Source organism: Nocardioides sp. Root240 (genome assembly GCF_001428825.1).
GTDB lineage: Bacteria > Actinomycetota > Actinomycetes > Propionibacteriales > Nocardioidaceae > Nocardioides.
Window position 1 is genome coordinate 399877 of sequence record NZ_LMIT01000002.1, and the last position, 20327, is coordinate 420203.

At 69.4% G+C, this 20327-nt stretch carries 15 protein-coding genes; 14 read left to right on the forward strand and 1 reads right to left on the reverse strand.

Annotated elements, in window-relative coordinates; genetic code table 11:
* From secD to ASE20_RS04950, 5 genes are all read left to right on the forward strand, one after another.
* Entirely contained in the window at nt 1-1830 is a 1830-nt protein-coding gene (gene secD / locus ASE20_RS04930) for a protein translocase subunit SecD (RefSeq protein ID WP_056893407.1), read from the forward strand.
* Nucleotides 1830-3080 (forward strand): protein translocase subunit SecF, encoded by a 1251-nt coding sequence (gene secF, locus ASE20_RS04935; RefSeq protein ID WP_056893408.1) that lies wholly within the window; start codon nt 1830-1832, stop codon nt 3078-3080. The genes secD and secF overlap by 1 nt, the downstream gene beginning before the upstream one ends.
* A gap of 5 nt (nt 3081-3085) precedes the next feature.
* Nucleotides 3086-3643, forward strand: a complete 558-nt coding sequence (locus tag ASE20_RS04940; protein WP_056893856.1) for an adenine phosphoribosyltransferase — start codon at nt 3086-3088, stop codon at nt 3641-3643.
* A gap of 41 nt (nt 3644-3684) precedes the next feature.
* A complete protein-coding gene (locus tag ASE20_RS04945) occupies nt 3685-6006 on the forward strand; it encodes a RelA/SpoT family protein (RefSeq protein ID WP_082612164.1) in 2322 nt (773 codons plus the stop codon).
* Nucleotides 6007-6172: 166 nt separating this feature from the next.
* Nucleotides 6173-7162 carry a hypothetical protein gene (locus tag ASE20_RS04950; protein WP_056917997.1) on the forward strand — a complete coding sequence of 330 codons (990 nt, stop codon included), beginning with the start codon at nt 6173-6175 and terminating at the stop codon, nt 7160-7162.
* Between the two features lie 94 nt (nt 7163-7256).
* Here the strand turns inward: ASE20_RS04950 and ASE20_RS04955 are convergent, their stop codons facing one another.
* Nucleotides 7257-8495, reverse strand: coding sequence for a DUF349 domain-containing protein (locus ASE20_RS04955; protein WP_056893410.1), 1239 nt, complete (start codon nt 8493-8495; stop codon nt 7257-7259).
* Nucleotides 8496-8541: 46 nt separating this feature from the next.
* Here ASE20_RS04955 and ASE20_RS04960 point away from each other — a divergent pair, with 46 nt between their 5' ends.
* From ASE20_RS04960 to ASE20_RS05000, 9 genes are all read left to right on the forward strand, one after another.
* Entirely contained in the window at nt 8542-9261 is a 720-nt protein-coding gene (locus ASE20_RS04960) for an MBL fold metallo-hydrolase (RefSeq protein ID WP_056893411.1), read from the forward strand.
* Between the two features lie 26 nt (nt 9262-9287).
* Nucleotides 9288-10640, forward strand: coding sequence for a histidine--tRNA ligase (hisS, locus tag ASE20_RS04965; RefSeq protein ID WP_056893412.1), 1353 nt, complete (start codon nt 9288-9290; stop codon nt 10638-10640).
* Nucleotides 10637-12403: an aspartate--tRNA ligase gene (aspS, locus tag ASE20_RS04970; RefSeq protein WP_056893413.1), complete on the forward strand. Its 1767-nt coding sequence runs from the start codon at nt 10637-10639 to the stop codon at nt 12401-12403. The genes hisS and aspS overlap by 4 nt, the downstream gene beginning before the upstream one ends.
* A 251-nt stretch (nt 12404-12654) precedes the next feature.
* Nucleotides 12655-13578: an ABC transporter permease gene (locus tag ASE20_RS04975; protein ID WP_225869227.1), complete on the forward strand. Its 924-nt coding sequence runs from the start codon at nt 12655-12657 to the stop codon at nt 13576-13578.
* Between the two features lie 94 nt (nt 13579-13672).
* Nucleotides 13673-15403 (forward strand): ABC transporter substrate-binding protein, encoded by a 1731-nt coding sequence (locus ASE20_RS04980; RefSeq protein WP_056893414.1) that lies wholly within the window; start codon nt 13673-13675, stop codon nt 15401-15403.
* A 142-nt stretch (nt 15404-15545) separates the two neighbouring features.
* A complete protein-coding gene (locus ASE20_RS04985) occupies nt 15546-16562 on the forward strand; it encodes an ABC transporter permease (RefSeq protein WP_056893415.1) in 1017 nt (338 codons plus the stop codon).
* Nucleotides 16563-16579: 17 nt separating this feature from the next.
* Complete coding sequence (locus ASE20_RS04990) at nt 16580-17710, forward strand: ABC transporter ATP-binding protein (RefSeq protein ID WP_056893416.1); 1131 nt, start codon at nt 16580-16582, stop codon at nt 17708-17710.
* Nucleotides 17711-17736: 26 nt separating this feature from the next.
* Nucleotides 17737-18924, forward strand: coding sequence for an ABC transporter ATP-binding protein (locus tag ASE20_RS04995; protein ID WP_157538675.1), 1188 nt, complete (start codon nt 17737-17739; stop codon nt 18922-18924).
* Nucleotides 18925-18958: 34 nt separating this feature from the next.
* Nucleotides 18959-20320 (forward strand): replication-associated recombination protein A, encoded by a 1362-nt coding sequence (locus ASE20_RS05000; RefSeq protein ID WP_082612218.1) that lies wholly within the window; start codon nt 18959-18961, stop codon nt 20318-20320.
* The last annotated feature ends 7 nt before the right edge of the window (nt 20321-20327 follow it).

The following is a 20327-nucleotide window of genomic DNA, read 5'->3' on the forward strand; positions in this document are numbered from 1 at the left end:
ATGGCGTCGCACCGTCCGCGCCCCGGGCGCAACCTGATCATCTTCTTCCTCGGGCTGGCCGTGATCTACGGCCTCACCGCCCTGTCGCAGGCCTCCGCCGACACCCCTTGGAAGCCGGCCCTGGGCCTGGACCTCCAGGGCGGCATCCGGATCACCATGACGACGGAGGACACGCCGTCCAAGGAGAACCTCGAGGAGGCGCGCCGGATCATCGACCAGCGTGTCAACGGCTCGGGTGTCGCGGAGGCCGCGGTCACCACGCAGGGCAGCCGCAACATCGTGGTCGAGGTGCCCGGCAAGGGCAAGGAGACCGACCGCGACCAGCTGGAGGAGACCGTCAAGCGGCAGGCCCAGCTGCGCTTCCGCCTGGTGGCCTGCTACGACCAGGACCCCGGTCCCTGCGCCGCGAGCTCCGGCACCGGCCTGCCCGGCTCCGACGGCGCCACGGGTGGCCTGGGTCGCCCCGGCCTGGACCTGGGTGCCACCGCTGACGACGACGGCACGACCGACGCCGCCACCGACAAGGCGACCGCGACGCCGACCGACACGGCGACGGGCACGACGACCGCCGACCCCAGCACGTCGCCGTCCGGCACCGCGACCGGCGGCGCGACGCCGGGCACGGACGACAAGGGTGACGCCAAGGCCTTCACCGCCGACGACGCCATCGCGTGGTCGCGCAGCCCCGACCAGGCCGCGATCACCGAGTACGGCAAGTACACCTGCGACGCCGACGGTGTGCTGCTCAACGCCACCGACGGCAAGCCGGCCGACCTGGCCGACGACCCCGACAAGCCCCTCGTCGCCTGCTCCCAGCCGGAGAAGGACCGTCCGTCGATGAAGTACCTCCTGAGCCGCTCGGTCATCGAGGGCACGGAGCTCGACACCGCCTCGGCCGGCACGCCGCAGAACGGTGTCGGCTGGGAGGTCCGCCTGGAGATGGGCAACAGCAAGGACAAGGCGAACCCCAAGGGCTCGACCGGCGCGGCCGACGACTTCGAGACCGTCTCGCGCGCGTTCAGCGGCACCGAGGAGCAGTTCGCGATCGTCCTCGACGGCGTGATCATCTCCGCCCCGCGCATGACGGCGGTCATCACCGACGGCCGCTCGAGCATCACCGGTGACTTCACCGAGCAGCAGGCGCTCGACCTGGCCAACAGCCTCAAGTTCGGTGCCCTGCCGATCAAGTTCAACGACGACCAGACCTCGGTCGAGGAGATCGGCCCGTCCCTGGCCGGCAACCAGCTTCAGGCCGGCCTGACCGCGGGTGCCATCGGCCTCGCGCTGGTGATGCTGTACTGCCTGTTCTACTACCGCGGCCTCGGCCTGGTGGTGGTCAGCTCGCTGTTCGTCGCCGCGGCCATCACCTACGCGATGGTCCTGCTCCTCAGCGAGACGGCCGGCTTCACGCTGACCCTGCCGGGCATCGCCGGCCTGATCATCGCGGTCGGCATCACCGCCGACTCCTTCGTCATCTTCTTCGAACGCATCCGTGACGAGATGCGTGAGGGCAAGTCGATGCGGGTCGCGGTGGAGACCGGCTGGGCCCGGGCGCGGGTCACGCGGGTCGCGGCCAACACGGTCCAGATCCTGTCGGCGCTGGTGCTCTACATCTTCGCGACCGGCGCGGTGAAGGGCTTCGGCTTCGCGCTCGGCCTCACGACGCTGATCGACCTCGCGGTGCTGTTCTGGTTCACGAAGCCGATGGTGTCGTGGCTCGCCCAGTTCCACGCCTTCAACTCCGGGCACAAGCTGTCCGGCCTCAGCAAGGAGACACTCGGCATGGACGTGGCGAAGCCGCGCACGGCGACGACGGGAGGCAACCGCTGATGGGCAAGATGTCGCGACTCGGCAACGACCTCTACCAGGGTCGCAAGTCGGTCAACTTCGTCGGGAAGCCGTGGCTGTTCTACGGCATCTCGGCCCTGCTCGTCGGCCTCGCGGTCGTCGTGCTGTTCGCCAAGCCGCTCAACATGGGCGTCGAGTTCACCGGCGGTACGACCCTCTCGGTCCCCGTGGGCGACGGCAAGGCGACGCAGGACGCAGCCGACAAGCTCCAGGAGACGGTGGCCGGCTCGGGCATCGAGAACGCCGAGAACCCCACCGTCACCACGGAGGGCAACAAGGCCCTCACCATCCAGGTCGAGAACCTCACGCAGCAGCAGCGTGAGGCGATGACCGAGCTGATCCACGAGGAGTTCTCGCAGGTCGACACCGGCGACATCACGATCCAGGACATCGGACCGAGCTGGGGCCAGGAGGTCGCCAAGAAGGCGGCCATCGGCGTCGGCATCTTCCTCGTGCTCGTCGTGCTGTTCATCTGGGGCTACTTCCGCGAGTGGCGGATGTCCGTGGCCGCCTTCATCGCGCTCGTCCACGACGTGATGCTGACGGTCGGCGTCTACGCCCTCTCCGGCTTCCAGGTGACGCCCGCGGCGGTCACCGGCCTGCTCGCGATCCTCGGCTTCTCGCTCTACGACACGGTGGTCGTGTTCGACAAGATCAAGGAGAACACCCACCAGCTGCGCAAGAACACCCAGACGTACGCCGACGCGGCCAACCTCGCGGTCAACCAGACGCTGGTCCGCTCGATCAACACCTCGATCGTCGCGCTCATCCCGATCGGCGCGATCCTCTACGTCAGCGCCGTCCAGCTGGGCGCGAGCTCCCTGCAGGATCTCGCCCTCGCGCAGTTCGTCGGCATGGGTGTCGGCGTCTACTCGTCGGTGATGCTGGCGCCCCGTGTCCTCGTGCACCTGAAGATGCAGGAGACCGAGGTCCAGATCCAGGCCCGCCGGGCCCGGGCCAAGCAGCGTGCGCTGGCCGACCGCTACGCCTCCGTGCCCGCCGGTGTCGAGGAGGGCCCGGTCCGCGACGGCGGCCTCGACCTCGAGGACCCCGTCGAGCTGGCCGAAGCAGACGACGTCGACGAGGCGCCGACCTCGTCCCGGCTGCCCATGCAGGGTGCGGTCGGAAAGGGCCGCAACGTGCCTGCGCCGAACCGCCCCGTCAAGGACAGCGGCAGCTCGGGTCGCACCCAGCCGAGCCGCCAGGCCCGCTCGAAGCGCGGCAAGAAGTAGTGGCCGTGGGTGACGCGTCGGCGACCGATCGGGCGGTCGAGGCGCTCACCCGGCTGGTCCGGGACGTTCCCGACTTCCCGGAGCCGGGGATCCTGTTCAAGGACATCACCCCGCTGCTCGGCGACGCCGGCGGCTTCGCCGCCGTGGTGGACGGCCTGGCCGACGCGGGCCGGGACGCCTCCGGTGCCGTCGTGGTCGACAAGGTCGTCGGCATGGAGGCGCGCGGCTTCATCCTCGCCGCGCCGGTCGCGCTGGCGCTGGGCGTGGGCTTCGTGCCCGTCCGCAAGGCCGGCAAGCTGCCGCACGACACCCACAGCGTCGCCTACGCCCTCGAGTACGGCGACGCCGTCCTCGAGCTCCACCAGGACGCCGTGGCGCCGGGGGAGCGGGTGCTGGTCATCGACGACGTGCTGGCCACCGGCGGCACCGCCCGCGCGACGCACGAGCTGGTCACCGCCTGCGGCGCGACGACCGCAGCCTTCGCCTTCCTGATGGAGCTCGGCTTCCTCGACGGACGCGGTGCGCTGGGCGACGTACCGGCGACGGTGCTGCTGACGGTCTGACTCCTCGTCGGATCGGACGTGGGGGTCACTAGACTGGCGCAATGACCGAGGAGCGCACCCCCGCCCGCGTGGAGCCGCGGGTGGAGCCTGCTCCGGTCCCGGCCAGTCCCGAGGGCGCGACCGGCCGCAGCATGCGCGCCCGGTTGGCCCGGATGGGCAACCGGAGCCAGGCCTCGCACCCGGTCCTCGAGCCGCTCTTCCGCGCGGTCCGGGCCAACCACCCGAAGGCCGACCTCGCGCTGATCGAGCGTGCCTACGTCACCGCGGAGCGGCTGCACGCCGACCAGAAGCGCAAGAGCGGCGACCCCTACATCACCCACCCGCTCGCCGTGACCACGATCCTCGCCGGCATCGGCATGACCGAGCCGACCCTGGTGGCCGCGCTGCTGCACGACACCGTCGAGGACACGCCGTACACGCTGGAGGAGTGTCGCCGCGACTTCGGTGACGAGGTGGCGCTGCTCGTCGACGGCGTGACCAAGCTCGACAAGGTCGTCTACGGCGAGTCCGCCAACGCCGAGACGATCCGCAAGATGATCGTGGCGATGTCGCGCGACATCCGGGTGCTGGTGATCAAGCTCGCCGACCGCCTCCACAACATGCGCACGCTGCGCTTCGTCAAGCAGTCCACGCAGGAGCGCAAGGCCCGCGAGACGCTCGACATCTACGCCCCGCTGGCCCACCGGCTCGGCATGAACACCATCAAGTGGGAGCTGGAGGACCTCGCCTTCTCGGCGCTCCACCCCAAGATCTACGACGAGATCGTGCGGATGGTCGCCGAGCGGGCGCCCTCGCGTGACTCCTTCCTCGCCGAGGTGATCTCCCAGGTCGAGAAGGACCTGCGCGAGGCCAAGATCAAGGCGACCGTCACCGGCCGGCCGAAGCACTACTACTCGATCTACCAGAAGATGATCGTCGGGGGCCGCGACTTCTCCGACATCTACGACCTGGTCGGCATCCGCATCCTCGTCGAGGAGGACCGCGACTGCTACGGCGTCCTCGGCGTCCTGCACTCGCGGTGGAACCCGGTCCTGGGCCGGTTCAAGGACTACGTCGCGATGCCGAAGTTCAACATGTACCAGTCGCTGCACACCTCGGTGATCGGCCCGCAGGGCAAGCCTGTCGAGATGCAGATCCGCACCTTCGCCATGCACCGTCGCGCCGAGTACGGCGTCGCGGCGCACTGGAAGTACAAGGAGGACGGTCGGGCCGGCAACGACACCGACCAGCGCGGCGACCTCGACGACATGAGCTGGGTGCGTCAGCTGCTCGACTGGCAGAGCGAGGTCGAGGACCCGGGCGAGTTCCTCGAGTCGCTGCGGTTCGAGATGAACCAGACCGAGACCTACGTCTTCACCCCGCGCGGCGACGTGATCGCGCTGCCCTCGGGCTCGACGCCGGTCGACTTCGCGTACGCCGTCCACACCGAGGTCGGCAACCGCACCATCGGCGCCCGCGTCAACGGCCGCCTGGTGCCGCTGGAGTCGACGCTCGAGAACGGCGACGTGGTCGAGGTCTTCACGTCCAAGGCCGAGGGCGCGGGTCCCTCCCGCGACTGGCTCAACTTCGCCAAGTCCCAGCGGGCCCGGTCCAAGATCCGCCAGTGGTTCACGAAGGAGCGCCGCGAGGAGGCCATCGAGCGCGGCAAGGACGAGATCGCCCGCCTCATGCGCAAGGAGGGCCTGCCCCTCAAACGCCTCCTCTCGCACGACTCCCTGACCCTCGCCGCGGGTGCCTTCCGGCTCACCGACGTCTCCGCGCTCTACGCCGCTGTCGGCGAGGGCAACCTCGGTGCCCAGACCGTCGTCCGCAAGGTCATCGAGCTGCACGGCGGCGACCAGGGCGCCCAGGAGGACCTCGCCGAGGCCGTCACCATCACGGGCCGCCGCGGCCGCTCCCACCGCCCCACAGGCGGCGACGCGGGCGTCATCGTCACCGGCTCACCCGACGTCTGGGTCAAGCTCGCCAAGTGCTGCACGCCGGTGCCGCCCGACACGATCCTCGGCTTCGTCACCAAGGGAGGGGGAGTCTCGGTGCACCGCAAGGACTGCACCAACGCCGCCAGCCTGCTCGCCCAGCCCGAGAAGCTCGTCGACGTCGAGTGGGCCCCCACCGGCCAGTCGACCTTCCTGGTCAACATCCAGGTCGAGGCCCTCGACCGCTCCCGCCTGCTCTCCGACATCACGATGATGCTCTCGGACGCCCACGTGAACATCCTCTCGGCCAATCTCACCACCTCCCGCGACCGCGTCGCGAAGTCCCGGTTCACCTTCGAGATGGCCGACGCCAAGCACCTCGACACCGTCCTCAACGCCGTCCGCTCCGTCCCCGGCGTCTTCGACGCCTACCGCGTCACGCACTAGGCGGAACGCAGGGATCCCCGCCTAGGCGGGGATTCCCGCGCTTGATGACGCATGCACACGTCATCAAGCGCGAGGAGAGGCCATCCAGTTCTCGTGTTCGGCGCCGTTGTCCACAGATCCCCGATCGGTGGTTCACGGCACGACCTGGGAGGGCAGTCGTGTCGGCGTGCAGATCCCACCCGATGATCCCCGCCTGTTGCCCGTGCAACTCCGTCGCGAGCTGCTTGGGCAGGGGGAGACGGATCGGACGCTCGCCGCCGCGCTGAAGGCGGGACGGCTCGACCGGCCCCGCCGGGGTGCCTATTGCCACGCGCCGGCCTGGCTGGCGTTGTCCGATGAGGAGAAGTACGCCGTGCGCTGTCGGGCGGCGTACCAGCAGTCCTGCACTGGGGTGGTGCTGAGCCACGTCTCGGCCCTGCCGTTCCACGGTGGGCCGCTCTGGGGTCTTGCCACCGACGAGGTTCACCTGACCCGGGCCGATGGGCTCTCAGGGCGGCGGGAGGCGGGGATCCGTCGCCATCGCGGGTCGCTGTACGACGGTGACGTCGTCGAGATCCATGGCCTGAGCGTGATGTCAGCGCTCAGGGCCACGCTCGAGGTGTCGATGTTCGGGGCCACGGAGGCGGCGCTGGCCGTTGCGAACCATTTCCTCCATGAGGGGGAGTTCAGCTCCGCCGAGCTGCGCGAGCGCTACGAACGGTCGATGAACCACTGGCCCGAATCGGGGCCGACCGAGGTGATGATTCGGCTGGCTGATCCGCGCATCGAGTCCGTTGGCGAGTCACGAAGCCTTTACTTCTTCTATCAGCACGGGTTCCCCAAGCCGGTACCGCAATACGAGGTGCGCGATGGTGATCGGGTGATCGCCCGCCTTGACTTCGCCTTTCCGGACCTCGGCTTCTGGGTCGAGTTCGACGGCCGGGTGAAGTACGACGCGCACCTGCGTCCAGGTGAGACGCCGGTGGATGTCGTGCTTCGAGAGAAGCGGCGCGAGCAGCAGATCGCGGAAGCCACCGGTTGGCGCTGCTTCCGGATCACCTGGGCAGACCTGGCCGAGCCCGAACGTCTGGCGCGCCGGCTCCGCGCATTCATGAGGTCTGTCGCCGCGGAACGATCGCGCCGCCTGGTCGGGCCGCCCGATCTCGCTGCTGGGTGACGCGTTCTCGCGGTTGATGACGGTTGCATGCGTCATCAACCGCAGGGATCCCCGCCTAGGCGGGGATCCCTGCAGCAGCGCGAAGCACGTGGCCTCAGCTGAAGTCAGCCGAGACCTTCTTCGCCATGTCGAGCAGCGAGCGCTGGCCTTCGAGGCTCGACTCGAGGTCGCGCACCCGCTTGTCGTCACCGCGTTCGCGAGCGGCAGCGAGCTTGGCCTCGGCCTCCGCGATCGCGGACTCCAGCTTGGAGACCATGTCGTCGGCGCGGGCGGACTTCTCGGGGTCGGACTTGGCCCACTGGTCCTCCTCGGCGCGGCGGATGGTCTGCTCGACGGTCCGCATCCGACCCTCGAGGTCCTTGATCCGGTCGCGCGGAACCTTGCCGGCCTCGTCCCACTTGTCGGCGACGATGCGGAAGGCGGCCTTGGCGGCGGCGACGTCGCCGGACGAGGCGAGCTCCGGGAGGATGGCCTCGGCCTCGACGAGCAGCTCCTCCTTGACGACGGCGTTCGCGGCGAACTCGGTGTCCATCGCCGCGTTGGCGGCGTCGCGGGCGCCGAAGAAGGTGTCCTGGGCGCCGCGGAAGCGCTGCCACAGGGCGTCGTCGACGGCCTTCGGGGCGGGGCCGGCGGCCTTCCAGTCGCGCATCAGGTCGCGGTAGCGGCCCGACGTCGGACCCCACTCGGTGGACGACGCGAGCGCCTCGGCCTCCTTGACCAGGCGCTCCTTGACCGCGCGGGCGCCCTCGCGGCGCTCGTCCTGCTCGGCGAAGTGCGCCTTGCGCGCCTTCGTGTACGCCGAGCGCGCGGAGGAGAACCGCTTCCACAGCTCGTCGTCGGCCGCCTTGTCGATGCGGGGGAGCTGCTTCCACTGGTCGAGCAGCTCGCGCAGGCGGTTGGCGCCGTTGCGCCAGTCGCGGCCGGTGGCGATCTTCTCCGCCTCCTCGGCCAGCTTGTCCTTGGCCTCGCGCGCGTCGGCGACACGCTGCGCCTTGGCGGCGCGTCGTGCGTCGCGCTGGGTCGCGATCACGGGGCCCAGCTCGTCGAGCCGGCGGCCCAGCGCAGCGATGTCGCCCACCGCGTTCACGTCGTCAATCTGGTCGCGGACCAGCTTGATCGAGGAGATGGCCTCCTCGGGCGAGAGGACCCCTGAGAGGACCCGCTTGTGCAGCAGGTCCACCTCCAGGGCGAGGTTGTCGTAGCGCTTGGTGTAGAACACCAGCGCCTCCTCGGGTGTGGCGTCGGGCATCTGCCCGACCGCTCGCTCGCCGTCGGCTGTCTTCACGTAGACGGTGCCGTCGTCGTCGACGCGGCCCCAGTCAGAGGTAGTCACAGTGGCCCATGCTAATCAAAGGTCTCGCCACCGATAGGCTGGGTCGGTGCTGATCGCCGCCTTCCCCGCCGGACCGTGGGGCACCAACTGCTACGTCGCGGCCACCGCACCAGGCGCCGAGTGCGTCGTGATCGACCCCGGCAAGGACGCTGCCGGGGGTGTCGCGGAGGTCGTCCGGGAGCACAACCTGAAGCCCGTCGCGGTGCTGCTGACCCACGGCCACATCGACCACATGTGGTCGGTGACCCCGGTGGCCGGTGCCTACGACGCCACCGCGTGGATCCATCCGGGTGACCGGCACCTGCTGGCGGACCCGATGGCCGGCATCTCGCGCGAGAGCGCGAGCATGCTGCTCGGCGGCGACCACACCTTCGTCGAGCCCGACGACGTCCAGGAGCTCACCGACGGTGCGGTGCTCGAGCTGGCCGGCCTGGAGTTCCTCGTCGACCACACGCCGGGCCACACGTCCGGCTCGGTCACCTTCCGTACGCCGTGGGACCAGCCCGGCGGTCCGGACATCTCCGAGGTGATGTTCTCCGGCGACCTGCTCTTCCAGGGCTCGATCGGCCGTACCGACCTGCCGGGCGGCGACCACGCCACCATGCTGCGCTCGCTCGCGACCAAGGTGCTGCCGCTGCGCGACGACGTCGTCGTCCTCCCCGGCCACGGGGAGCAGACGTCGATCGGCCGCGAGCGCGCCACCAACCCGTTCCTGCTCGACCTGCTCGACTCCGGCGACACCGGCCGGGTCACCCGAGGACTCTGACTGTGCCTTCCGAAAGGGCCAAGACTGTGCCGATCAGGCCGCTCAGCGGCTTTCCCGAGCTCCTGCCTGCCCAGCGCCACGTCGAGCAGGAGGTGATCGCGACCCTCGCCCGCACCTTCGAGCTGCACGGCTTCGCGAACATCGAGACCCGCGCCGTCGAGCCGATGGACCAGCTGCTCCGCAAGGGCGACACCTCCAAGGAGGTCTACGTCCTGCGCCGCCTCCAGGAGGAGGGCGGCAAGGACAAGGGCATCGGCCTCCACTTCGACCTGACCGTGCCGTTCGCGCGCTACGTCCTCGAGAACGCCGGCAAGCTGGAGTTCCCGTTCCGCCGCTACCAGGTCCAGAAGGTCTGGCGCGGTGAGCGCCCGCAGGAGGGCCGGTTCCGCGAGTTCACGCAGGCCGACATCGACATCGTCGGTCGCGACGACCTGCCGTTCCACCACGACGTCGAGGTCGCCCGGGTCATGCTCGAGGCGCTCGGCCGGCTCACCTTCCTGCCGGGCTTCCGCCTGCAGGTCAACAACCGCAAGCTGATCCAGGGCTTCTACGCCGGCCTCGGCGTCACGGGCGAGGGGATCGACGAGGTCATGCGCCTGGTCGACAAGCTCGACAAGCTCGACCCGTCCAGGGTGCGCCAGCTGCTGCTCGACGAGGCCGGCATCAGCGAGGAGCAGGCCGACAAGGCGCTCGCCCTCGCGACGATCCGCACGCAGGACGACTCGTTCGTCGATCGCGTGCGCGCACTCGACGTCAAGCACGATCTCCTCGACGAGGGCCTCGACGAGCTCGCCACGCTGGTGCGCGCCTGCGCCCCGCTCGCGACCGCCACCGTGCGGATCGAGGCCGACCTGTCGATCGCCCGCGGCCTCGACTACTACACGGGCACCGTCTTCGAGACCCGCCTCGACGGCTACGAGTCGCTCGGCTCGATCTGCTCCGGCGGCCGCTACGACGCCCTCGCCTCCGACGGCCGTACGACGTACCCCGGCGTCGGCATCTCGCTCGGCGTCAGCCGGGTGCTGGTCCCGCTGGTGCAGCGCGGCGTGCTGACGGCCGACCGCTCGGTCCCCAGCGTCGTGCTCGTCGCGGTCACCGACGAGGAGACCCGTGCCGAGGCCGACGCGATCGCCACGGCCCTGCGCGCGCAGGGCATCCCGTGCGAGGTCGCACCCACCGCGGCCAAGTTCGGCAAGCAGATCCGCCACGCCGAACGGCGTGGGATCCCCTACGTCTGGTTCGGCAGCGAGGTCAAGGACATCCGCTCCGGAAACCAGGTCGCCGCCGATCCGGCGACGTGGCAGCCTCCGACCCAGGACCTGCGCCCGCAGGTCGTCACCACCACCGAAGACAGCAACACCGAAGGGAACCCCTCGTGATCCGCAACAAGGACGCCGGCGCTCTCCGCGCCGAGCACGTCGGCCAGACCGTCACCCTCGCCGGGTGGGTGGCCAACCGACGCGATCACGGCGGCGTGGCCTTCATCGACCTGCGCGACGCCAGCGGCGTGGTCCAGGTCGTGATCCGCGACGAGGACGTCGCCCACAGCCTGCGCTCGGAGTACTGCCTCAAGATCACCGGCGAGGTCGTCGGCCGCGGCGAGGGTCGCGAGAACCCCAACCTGCCGACCGGTGCGATCGAGGTCGTCGCGGCCGACGTCGAGGTGCTCAGCGCCGCGGCTCCGCTGCCGTTCCCGATCAGCGACCACGTCGACGTCGGCGAGGAGGTGCGCCTCAAGCACCGCTACCTCGACCTGCGTCGTACCGCCCCGGGCAACGCGATCCGCCTGCGCAGCAACGTCAACAAGGCGGCGCGCAGCGTGCTCGACGCCCACGACTTCGTCGAGATCGAGACCCCGACGCTGACCCGCAGCACGCCCGAGGGCGCCCGTGACTTCCTGGTCCCCGCGCGCCTGCAGCCGGGCAGCTGGTACGCCCTGCCGCAGAGCCCGCAGCTGTTCAAGCAGCTGCTGATGGTCGCCGGCATGGAGCGCTACTACCAGATCGCGCGCTGCTACCGCGACGAGGACTTCCGCGCCGACCGGCAGCCCGAGTTCACCCAGCTCGACATCGAGATGAGCTTCGTGACCCAGGACGACGTGATCGCCCTCGGCGAGGAGATCGTCGCCGCGCTCTGGAAGCTGATCGGGTACGACGTCGAGCTGCCCCTGCAGCGGATGACCTACGCCGACGCGATGGCCCGCTACGGCTCCGACAAGCCGGACCTGCGGATGGGTCTCGAGCTCGTGGAGTGCACCGACTACTTCAAGGACACCCCGTTCCGCGTGTTCCAGTCGCCGTACGTCGGCGCCGTGGTCATGCCGGGCGGTGCCAGCCAGCCCCGCAAGCAGCTCGACGCGTGGCAGGAGTGGGCCAAGCAGCGTGGCGCCAAGGGCCTCGCCTACGTCCTGGTCCAGGAGGACGGCGAGCTCGGTGGCCCGGTCGCCAAGAACATCACCGACGAGGAGAAGGCCGGTCTGGCCGCGCACGTGGGCGCGAAGCCGGGCGACTGCATCTTCTTCGCCGCCGGTGCGGTGAAGTCCAGCCGCGCCCTGCTGGGTGCCGCGCGCCTCGAGATCGGCCGTCGTACCGGCCTGTTGGACGAGGACGCGTGGAGCTTCCTGTGGGTCGTCGACGCGCCGCTCTTCGAGCCGGCCGACGAGGCCACGGCCGCCGGTGACGTGGCTGTCGGTGGGGGAGCGTGGACGGCCGTCCACCACGCCTTCACCAGCCCGCAGGACCTCGACACGTTCGACAGCGACCCCGGCGGCTCGCTGGCCTGGGCCTACGACATCGTCTGCAACGGCAACGAGATCGGTGGCGGCTCGATCCGTATCCACCGCGAGGACATCCAGAAGCGCGTCTTCGAGGTGATGGGCATCAGCCAGGACGAGGCCGAGGAGAAGTTCGGCTTCCTGCTGGAGGCGTTCAAGTACGGCGCCCCGCCGCACGGCGGCATCGCGTTCGGCTGGGACCGCGTGGTCGCCCTGCTCGCCGGCACGGACTCGATCCGCGACGTCATCGCGTTCCCGAAGACCGGCGGCGGCTACGACCCGCTGACCGCAGCTCCGGCGGCGATCACGCCGGAGCAGCGGAAGGAAGCCGGTGTGGACGCGCGCCCGGAGGACGAAACCAAGGCCTGAACGGCCACGCCGGAAGTTTTCCCGGCGGTCGAGACCAAACCGTTACCGCGTCGCTATCGCTTTGGCGCCACGAGTGCGCCTAATGTCACGGACGGCGAGAGCCTCCCCTCGGAGGCTTCGCGCCGTCCGTGACTGCTCTCGGCTACGAGGTGATGATGACTCTCCCGGCGACTGACCTGGATACCCATGTCGGACCCCCCGTCGGGGAGTCGGAGCCGGAAGCGGGCACCGCCATCGTCGGCCGTTCGCCGATGCAGCTGGCGATGCGACGCTTCCGCAAGGACAAGCTGTCGATGTTCGCGTTCAGCGTCGTGGTCCTCTACTTCCTCGCGGCGGTCCTCGCGCCCTTCCTGGTGAAGTTCGGCGTCCTCGACCCGTACACCTTCCACAACACCGGCGCCGGCAGCCTGCTCGACGAGTTCACGCTGCCCAAGGGCAGCTGGGGCGGCATCTCCGGCGACCACTGGCTCGGTGTCGAGCCGGGCACGGGCCGCGACGTCCTCGCCCGGGTCTGGTACGGCGTAACCTTCTCGCTGGTGATGGCCATCGCGGCCACGATCATCTCGGTCGGCCTCGGCACGGTCTTCGGCATCATCGCCGGTGTCTCCGGCGGTTTCGTCGACTCGGCGATCGGCCGCCTGATCGACCTGGTGCTCTCGTTCCCGAGCACGCTGATGCTGCTGGCGCTCTCGTCGCTCTTCATCGACATCCTCGTCCACGACATCCACGTGCCCGAGGGCGATGTCGCCAACGGCACCTACGTCGTGCTGGTCCTGGGCTTCTTCGGCTGGCCCTACGTCGCCCGCCTCGTGCGCGGCCAGGTGCTGTCGATCCGCGAGCGTGAGTTCGTCGAGGCGGCCAAGCTGATGGGTGCGTCGCGCTTCCGCCTCTACTTCAAGGAGATCCTCCCGAACCTGTGGGCGCCGCTCCTGGTCTCGGCGACGATCACCATGCCGACCTACATCTCGGCCGAGGCCGCCCTCAACTACCTCGGTGTCGGCATCAAGCCGCCGACGCCCACGCTCGGCAACGTGCTCAGCGGGTCGATCGACTACTCGACGTCCGACTTCGTGTTCTTCTTCATGCCGGCGTTCCTGATCATGATCATCGTCGTCAGCTTCAACCTGCTGGGCGACGGTCTGCGCGACGCGCTCGACCCGAAGGGTCACCGATGAGGCCTTGAGCCCATCCCCACCGACATGGTCGCGTCCGCCATTCCTGGGCGCGACCAGCAGAGACGGGCACCAGCCCGCAACCGAAGGAGAGGCAATGGCCAGTAAGAAGAAGCGGATGCTCGCGGTCACCGCGGGCGCGCTGCTGGCGTCGACGGTACTCGCCGCATGCGGCAGTGGCGACGACGACAAAAAGAGCGAGGGCGCCGGCGAGACGGGCGGCACCCTCTACTTCAACGTCGAGAAGCCGATCGACCACTGGGACCCGCAGCGGACCTACGTCGGCACCGACATCTCGAAGCAGAGCCGTCTGGTCTACCGCGAGCTGGTGACCTTCGGCACGAGCGAGGACGCTGTGGAGTCGGCGAAGCCGCTGCCCGACCTCGCGACCGACACCGGTACCGCGAGCGACGGCGGCAAGGTCTGGCAGTTCACGCTGCGTGACGGCGTGAAGTGGGAAGACGGCTCGGACATCACGTGCGAGGACCTCAAGTACGGCCTGTCGCGCAACTTCGCGACCGACGTGATCGTGGGCGGCCCGGCCTTCTACATCCTCTCCTACCTGGACATCCCGGCTGACGCCGATGGCACGCCGCAGTACAAGGGCCCCTACACCAAGAAGGGCCAGGACCTCTTCGACAAGGCGGTCACCTGCGACGGCAAGACGATCACCTACAACTTCAACAAGCCGTGGCCGGACTTCAACCTGGCCATCGCCGCCCTGCACTTCGCCTCGCCGTACCGGGCCGAGAAGGACCAGGGCGACAAGTCGAACTACTCGGTCTTCTCCAGCGGCCCCTACAAGCTCGAGGGCACGTGGGAGAAGGAGTCGGGCGGCACGTTCGTCCGCAACCCCGAGTACGACAAGGCGACCGACGACACCGACAGCCGCAACGCGCTGCCGGACAAGATCGTCTTCAAGATGGGCACGAAGCTCGAGACCACCTACGACGCGATCCTCGCCAACAAGGGCGACGCCGCGTGCACGGTGAGCGACAACCGGCTGCCTCCGTCGAAGTTCAGCGAGATCCCGAACGTCCAGGACCGCTACCAGAACCCCGACTCGCCGTACGCCGACTACCTCTGGTTCAACACCAAGAAGCTCCCGCTCGAGGTCCGTCAGGCCCTCGCCATGGCGACCAACCGTGAGGGCTGGATCGCTGCTGGTGGTGGCGAGCGCGCCTACACCCCGGCCTACTCCGTGGTGAACCCGGCCGTTGCCGGCTACAAGGAGGTCCCGACCTACAAGGACATCCCGCTCGCCGGTGACCCCGACGCTGCGAAGAAGATCCTCGACGAGGCCGGCATCAAGACGCCGTACAAGATCGAGATCCGCTACCCGCAGTCGGAGACCGCCGACAAGCAGGCTGCCGCGCTCAAGGACACCTGGGACAAGGCCGGCTTCACGGTGACCCTGTCGCCCGAGGGTGACGTCTACTACAGCAACATCCAGAAGCCCGACCACAACTACGACGTGGGCTGGGCCGGCTGGGGTGCTGACTGGCCGTCGCCGATGACCGTCCTCCCGCCGCTGTTCGACTCCCGCGCCAACATCCAGGGCGGCTCGCTCGGCCAGGACTACGGCAAGTACGAGGGCAAGGCGTTCAACGACAAGATCACGGAGGCCCAGAACGCGACCGATCTGGACACCCAGATCACGCTCCTCCAGGAGGCGGACCAGATCCTCGCCGACGACATGGTCTACATGCCGCTCGAGATCGCGAAGTTCAACTGGGTCACGGGGAAGAACGTGGACTTCCACACCACCCCCGGTTCCAACTCCTTCCCGGACCTGGGCCTGATCGGCCTTCGGAACGGCGGCTGCTGACCTCAGCAGCCTGAGCACCACCTGGGTTGGCCGGGTCGTCGTACGACGACCCGGCCAACTCCGGCCCGGACCCGGGCCACGCACGTCCACCTCGGCAGGGAACCTGCCGTACCTCGTCCACACCCGATCGGAGTGATGCTGGGTGTTCGCCTTCCTCGTCCGCCGCGTGTTCGCCGGCGTGATCATGCTCATCGTGATGAGCCTGGTCGTCTTCGGGCTCTTCTTCGCCTCGCCGGTCGACGTCGCGGCCTTCGCCTGCGGCAAGAACTGCTCACCGGCGATCAAGGAGCAGACCCGCAAGGCGCTGGGCTACGACGACCCCACGCTGGTGCAGTGGAAGGACTTCATGGTCGGCATCGCGAAGGGACGTGAGTACCCGAACGATCCCGAGCTCCGTGAGGCCGCCCCGCAGCTCGTCGCCAGCTGCGACGCCCCGTGCTTCGGCTACTCGCAGGTCAACTCCAGGACCGTCAACGAGGAGATCTCCAAGGCCTTCCCGATCACGGTGTCGCTCGCCGTGGTCGCGCTGATCATCTGGCTCACCGTGGGCATCGCCCTCGGTTGCATCGCCGCGCTGACCAAGGGCAGCTTCCTCGACAGAGGCCTGGTCGGCATCTCGCTGGTGTTCTACGCCTTCCCGACCTTCTTCATCGGCTTGTTGCTGCTGAAGTTCGTGTCCATCAAGTGGGGGCTCTGGGACATCCCCGAGTACACCTCGATCGCCGACGGCGGCGTGGGAGCCTGGCTCTACAACCTGATCCTGCCGAGCGTCACGCTCGCGGTCGTGTTCATGGCCGCCTACGTCCGGATGACCCGGGCCTTCGTGCTCGAGGCGATGAGCGAGGACTACATCCGCACCGCGCACTCCAAGGGCCTGTCCCGTGGTCGCGTGCTGCGCAAGCACACGCTGCGCGCCGCGCTCACGCCGCTGGTGACGATGGCCGGCCTCGACTTCGCGGGCCTGCTCGGCGGCGCGATCATCACCGAGTACGTCTTCAACTTCAACGGCCTCGGCAAGCTCGCCGTTGACGCCAACCAGAACTACGACCTGCCGACGATCATCGGGCTGGTCGTGCTGGCTGCGTCCTTCGTGATCCTCATGAACATCATCGTCGACGTGCTCTACGCCGTCATCGACCCGCGCGTCCGCCTGGGCTGAGAGGGACAACGACCACCATGACGACCTCAGTCACCCCTGCCGCGACGTCCGCCGGGACCGCCGCGGAGACCTTCTTGTCGGTCCGCGACCTGATGGTGCACTTCCCGACCAGCGACGGCCTCGTCAAGTCGGTCGACGGCCTGTCCTTCGACCTGCAGCGCGGCCAGACGCTCGGCATCGTCGGTGAGTCGGGATCCGGCAAGTCGGTCTCCAGCATGGCCATCATGGGTCTGCACTGGGGGACCGGCGCCAAGATCTCCGGCCAGATCGTCCTCGACGGCACCGACCTGCTGGAGCTCACGCCCGACCAGATGCGCCGCAAGCGCGGCCAGGACGTGGCGATGATCTTCCAGGACCCGCTGTCCGCGATGCACCCCTACTTCACGGTCGGCAACCAGATCATGGAGGCCTACCAGGTCCACAACGACGTCTCGAAGGGCGATGCCAAGAAGCGCGCCATCGAGATGCTCGACCGGGTCGGCATCCCGAACCCGGACCGCCGCTTCTCCGACTACCCGCACCAGTTCTCGGGCGGCATGCGGCAGCGCGCGATGATCGCGATGGGCCTGATCAACAACCCGGGCCTGCTGATCGCCGACGAGCCGACCACCGCCCTCGACGTGACGGTCCAGGCGCAGATCCTCGACCTGCTCCAGGACCTGCAGCGCGAGTTCAACTCGGCGATCATCATCATCACCCACGACCTCGGCGTCGTGGCGGAGATGGCCGACGACGTCCTGGTGATGTACGCCGGCCGCGCGGTGGAGCACGGGCCGTGCCGCGAGCTCCTCACGCACCCCGAGATGCCCTACACCTGGGGTCTGCTCTCGAGCGTGCCTGACGTGACCGGCGACACCGACGCCCGGCTGATCCCGATCCCGGGGAGCCCGCCGAGCCTGCTCAACCCGCCGACGGGCTGTGCCTTCCACCCGCGCTGTCTCCACCGCGACAAGGTCCCCGGCGACCTGTGCCGCACGACGATGCCGGACCTGGTGCCCGGCCAGCGCGGCGCCCACCACACGAAGCGGTGCCACCTGGCCGACTCCGACTCGATCTACCAGACCGAGGTGCTGCCGGAGATCGCACCGGACCTGGCGGAGGAGCCCGCGGGCCCCCTCGTCGGCGAGGCGCCGGAGGAGCAGCGATGACCAACGAGACGATGGCGGAGATCCCCATGCCCGAGGTGCCCCAGGGGCACGGTGCCACCGCAGCCGACCCGACGGCGAAGCCGATCCTCGAGGTCGACCGGCTGCGGATGTACTTCCCGGTCAAGTCGTCCGGGCTGGTCCGTCGTACGGTCGGCCACGTGCAGGCCGTCGACGGCGTGTCCTTCCAGCTCCCCGAGGGCGGGTCGCTCGGCCTCGTCGGTGAGTCGGGCTGCGGCAAGTCGACCACCGGTCGGTTGATCACGCGCCTCTACAAGCCCACGGGCGGCTCGATCCGGTTCGAGGGCCGCGACATCGCCCAGGCCAAGCCGCGCGAGCTCAAGCCGCTGCGCCGGGAGATCCAGATGATCTTCCAGGACCCCTACACCTCGCTGAACCCGCGGCAGACGGTCGGCTCGATCGTCGGCGCCCCGCTCGAGATCCACAAGGTCGTCCCGAAGGACAAGGTGCTGCCGCGTGTGCAGGAGCTCCTGGAGATCGTGGGCCTCAACCCGGAGCACTACAACCGCTACCCGCACGAGTTCTCCGGCGGCCAGCGCCAGCGCATCGGCATCGCCCGCGCGCTGACCCTGCAGCCGAAGGTCCTCGTGGCCGACGAGCCGGTCTCCGCGCTCGACGTGTCGATCCAGGCGCAGGTCATCAACCTGCTCCAGGACATCCAGCGCGAGTTCGGCGTGGCCTTCCTGTTCATCGCCCACGACCTCGCGATCGTCCGGCACTTCTGCCCCGAAGTCGCGGTGATGTACCTCGGCAAGATCGTCGAGATCGGCGACCGCGACTCGATCTACGGCAACGCCCACCACCCCTACACGCAGGCGCTGCTGTCGGCCGTCCCCGACGTGCGCCAGGCGGCCTCGGGCAAGCGCATCGAGCGGATCCGGCTGCAGGGCGACGTGCCGAGCCCGATCGACCCGCCGTCGGGCTGCCGGTTCCGCACGCGGTGCCCTATCGCGCAGGAGATCTGCGCGAAGCACGAGCCGCCGCTGATGCAGATCGGTCGTCGGCACAAGGTGGCCTGTCACTTCCCGGGCCGTCTGGGTGAGGCGCCCCGCGAGCCGCTGACCACCGGCCTGCTCGGTGTCGACGGCGAGGGCCGGCCGGACCCGGGCGCCAGCCCGAGCAACGACCTGGTCGAGCAGCCCGGGTACGCCGACACGTGGTTCGACCTCGACGCGAAGTCGATCGGCCGCGCCTGATCGCCTGTCGTCGCACCTGACTAGGCTCGTGGTCGTGGATGACGAGCCCCAGCTGTTCGACACCCCGTCGAGCCGCGGGGCGACGTCGGGCGGCTCACTGGCGGACGCCGCCCACGTGGCGGCGCCGCTGGCCGTCCGGATGCGCCCGCGCGACCTGGACGAGCTGGTCGGGCAGGGCCACCTGCGCGCCCCCGGATCCCCCCTGCGCCAGCTGGTCGAGGGCGACCAGTCGCTGTCCCTGCTTCTGTGGGGACCGCCGGGCACCGGCAAGACGACGATCGCCTCGATCATCAGTCAGCAGACAGGGCGCCGGTTCGTCGAGGTCTCGGCGGTCTCGGCGGGCGTCAAGGAGGTGCGGGCGGCGATCGACGCGGCCCGGCGCGACCTGATCGCGACGGGGGAGGAGACCGTCCTCTTCGTCGACGAGGTCCACCGGTTCAGCAAGGCCCAGCAGGACGCCCTCCTGCCGGGCGTGGAGAACCGCTGGGTCACGCTGGTCGCCGCGACCACCGAGAACCCCTCGTTCAGTGTCATCTCGCCGCTGCTCTCACGCAGCCTGCTGCTGCGCCTGCAGCCGCTCACCGACGACGACATCGCGGCGGTGCTCGACAGTGCGGTCACCGACGAGCGCGGCCTCGCCGGTGAGCTGGAGCTGGAGGAGGAGGCGCGCGCCCACATCGTGCGCCTCGCCGGCGGTGACGCCCGCCGCTCGCTGACCTACCTCGAGGCGGCGGCAGGAGCCGCCCGCTCGAAGGGCAGCACGACCATCGACGTCGCGACCGCCGAGACGGCGGCCGACCAGGCGGCGGTGCGCTACGACCGCGACGGCGACCAGCACTACGACGTGGTGAGCGCCTTCATCAAGTCGGTCCGCGGCTCCGACGCCGACGCCGCCCTGCACTACCTCGCTCGGATGATCGAGGCGGGGGAGGACCCCCGGTTCATCGCGCGACGGCTGATGATCCTGGCCAGCGAGGACGTCGGTCTCGCCGACCCCACCGCACTGACCACCGCGGTCGCCGCGGCCCAGACCGTCCAGCTGATCGGCATGCCCGAGGCCCAGCTCACCCTGGCCCACGCCACGATCGCGCTCGCCGTGGCCCCGAAGTCGAACGCCGTCACCACCGCGATCTTCGAGGCGATCGCCGACGTCCGGGCCGGCAAGATCGGCAACGTCCCACCGCACCTGCGTGATGCCCACTACTCCGGCGCGAAGACGCTGGGCCACGGCGTCGGCTACGTCTACAGCCACGACGCCCCGTTCGGCGTCGCGGAGCAGCAGTACGCCCCGGACGTGGTCCTCGACCGTGCCTACTACCGCCCGACCGAGCTCGGCGCGGAGGCCGGCGTCAAGCAGCGGTGGGAGCGGGTTCGCCGGATCATCCGCGGCAAGTAGGCTTGTC

What these genes read in the sequence shown, in the direction of transcription:
- secD (WP_056893407.1), top strand. Translation starts at nt 1, where the DNA reads ATGGCGTCGCACCGTCCGCGCCCCGGGCGCAACCTGATCATCTTCTTC.
- secF (WP_056893408.1), top strand. Translation starts at nt 1,830, where the DNA reads ATGGGCAAGATGTCGCGACTCGGCAACGACCTCTACCAGGGTCGCAAG.
- ASE20_RS04945 (WP_082612164.1), top strand. Translation starts at nt 3,685, where the DNA reads ATGACCGAGGAGCGCACCCCCGCCCGCGTGGAGCCGCGGGTGGAGCCT.
- ASE20_RS04975 (WP_225869227.1), top strand. Translation starts at nt 12,655, where the DNA reads ATGCAGCTGGCGATGCGACGCTTCCGCAAGGACAAGCTGTCGATGTTC.
- ASE20_RS04980 (WP_056893414.1), top strand. Translation starts at nt 13,673, where the DNA reads ATGGCCAGTAAGAAGAAGCGGATGCTCGCGGTCACCGCGGGCGCGCTG.
- ASE20_RS04990 (WP_056893416.1), top strand. Translation starts at nt 16,580, where the DNA reads ATGACGACCTCAGTCACCCCTGCCGCGACGTCCGCCGGGACCGCCGCG.
- ASE20_RS04995 (WP_157538675.1), top strand. Translation starts at nt 17,737, where the DNA reads ATGCCCGAGGTGCCCCAGGGGCACGGTGCCACCGCAGCCGACCCGACG.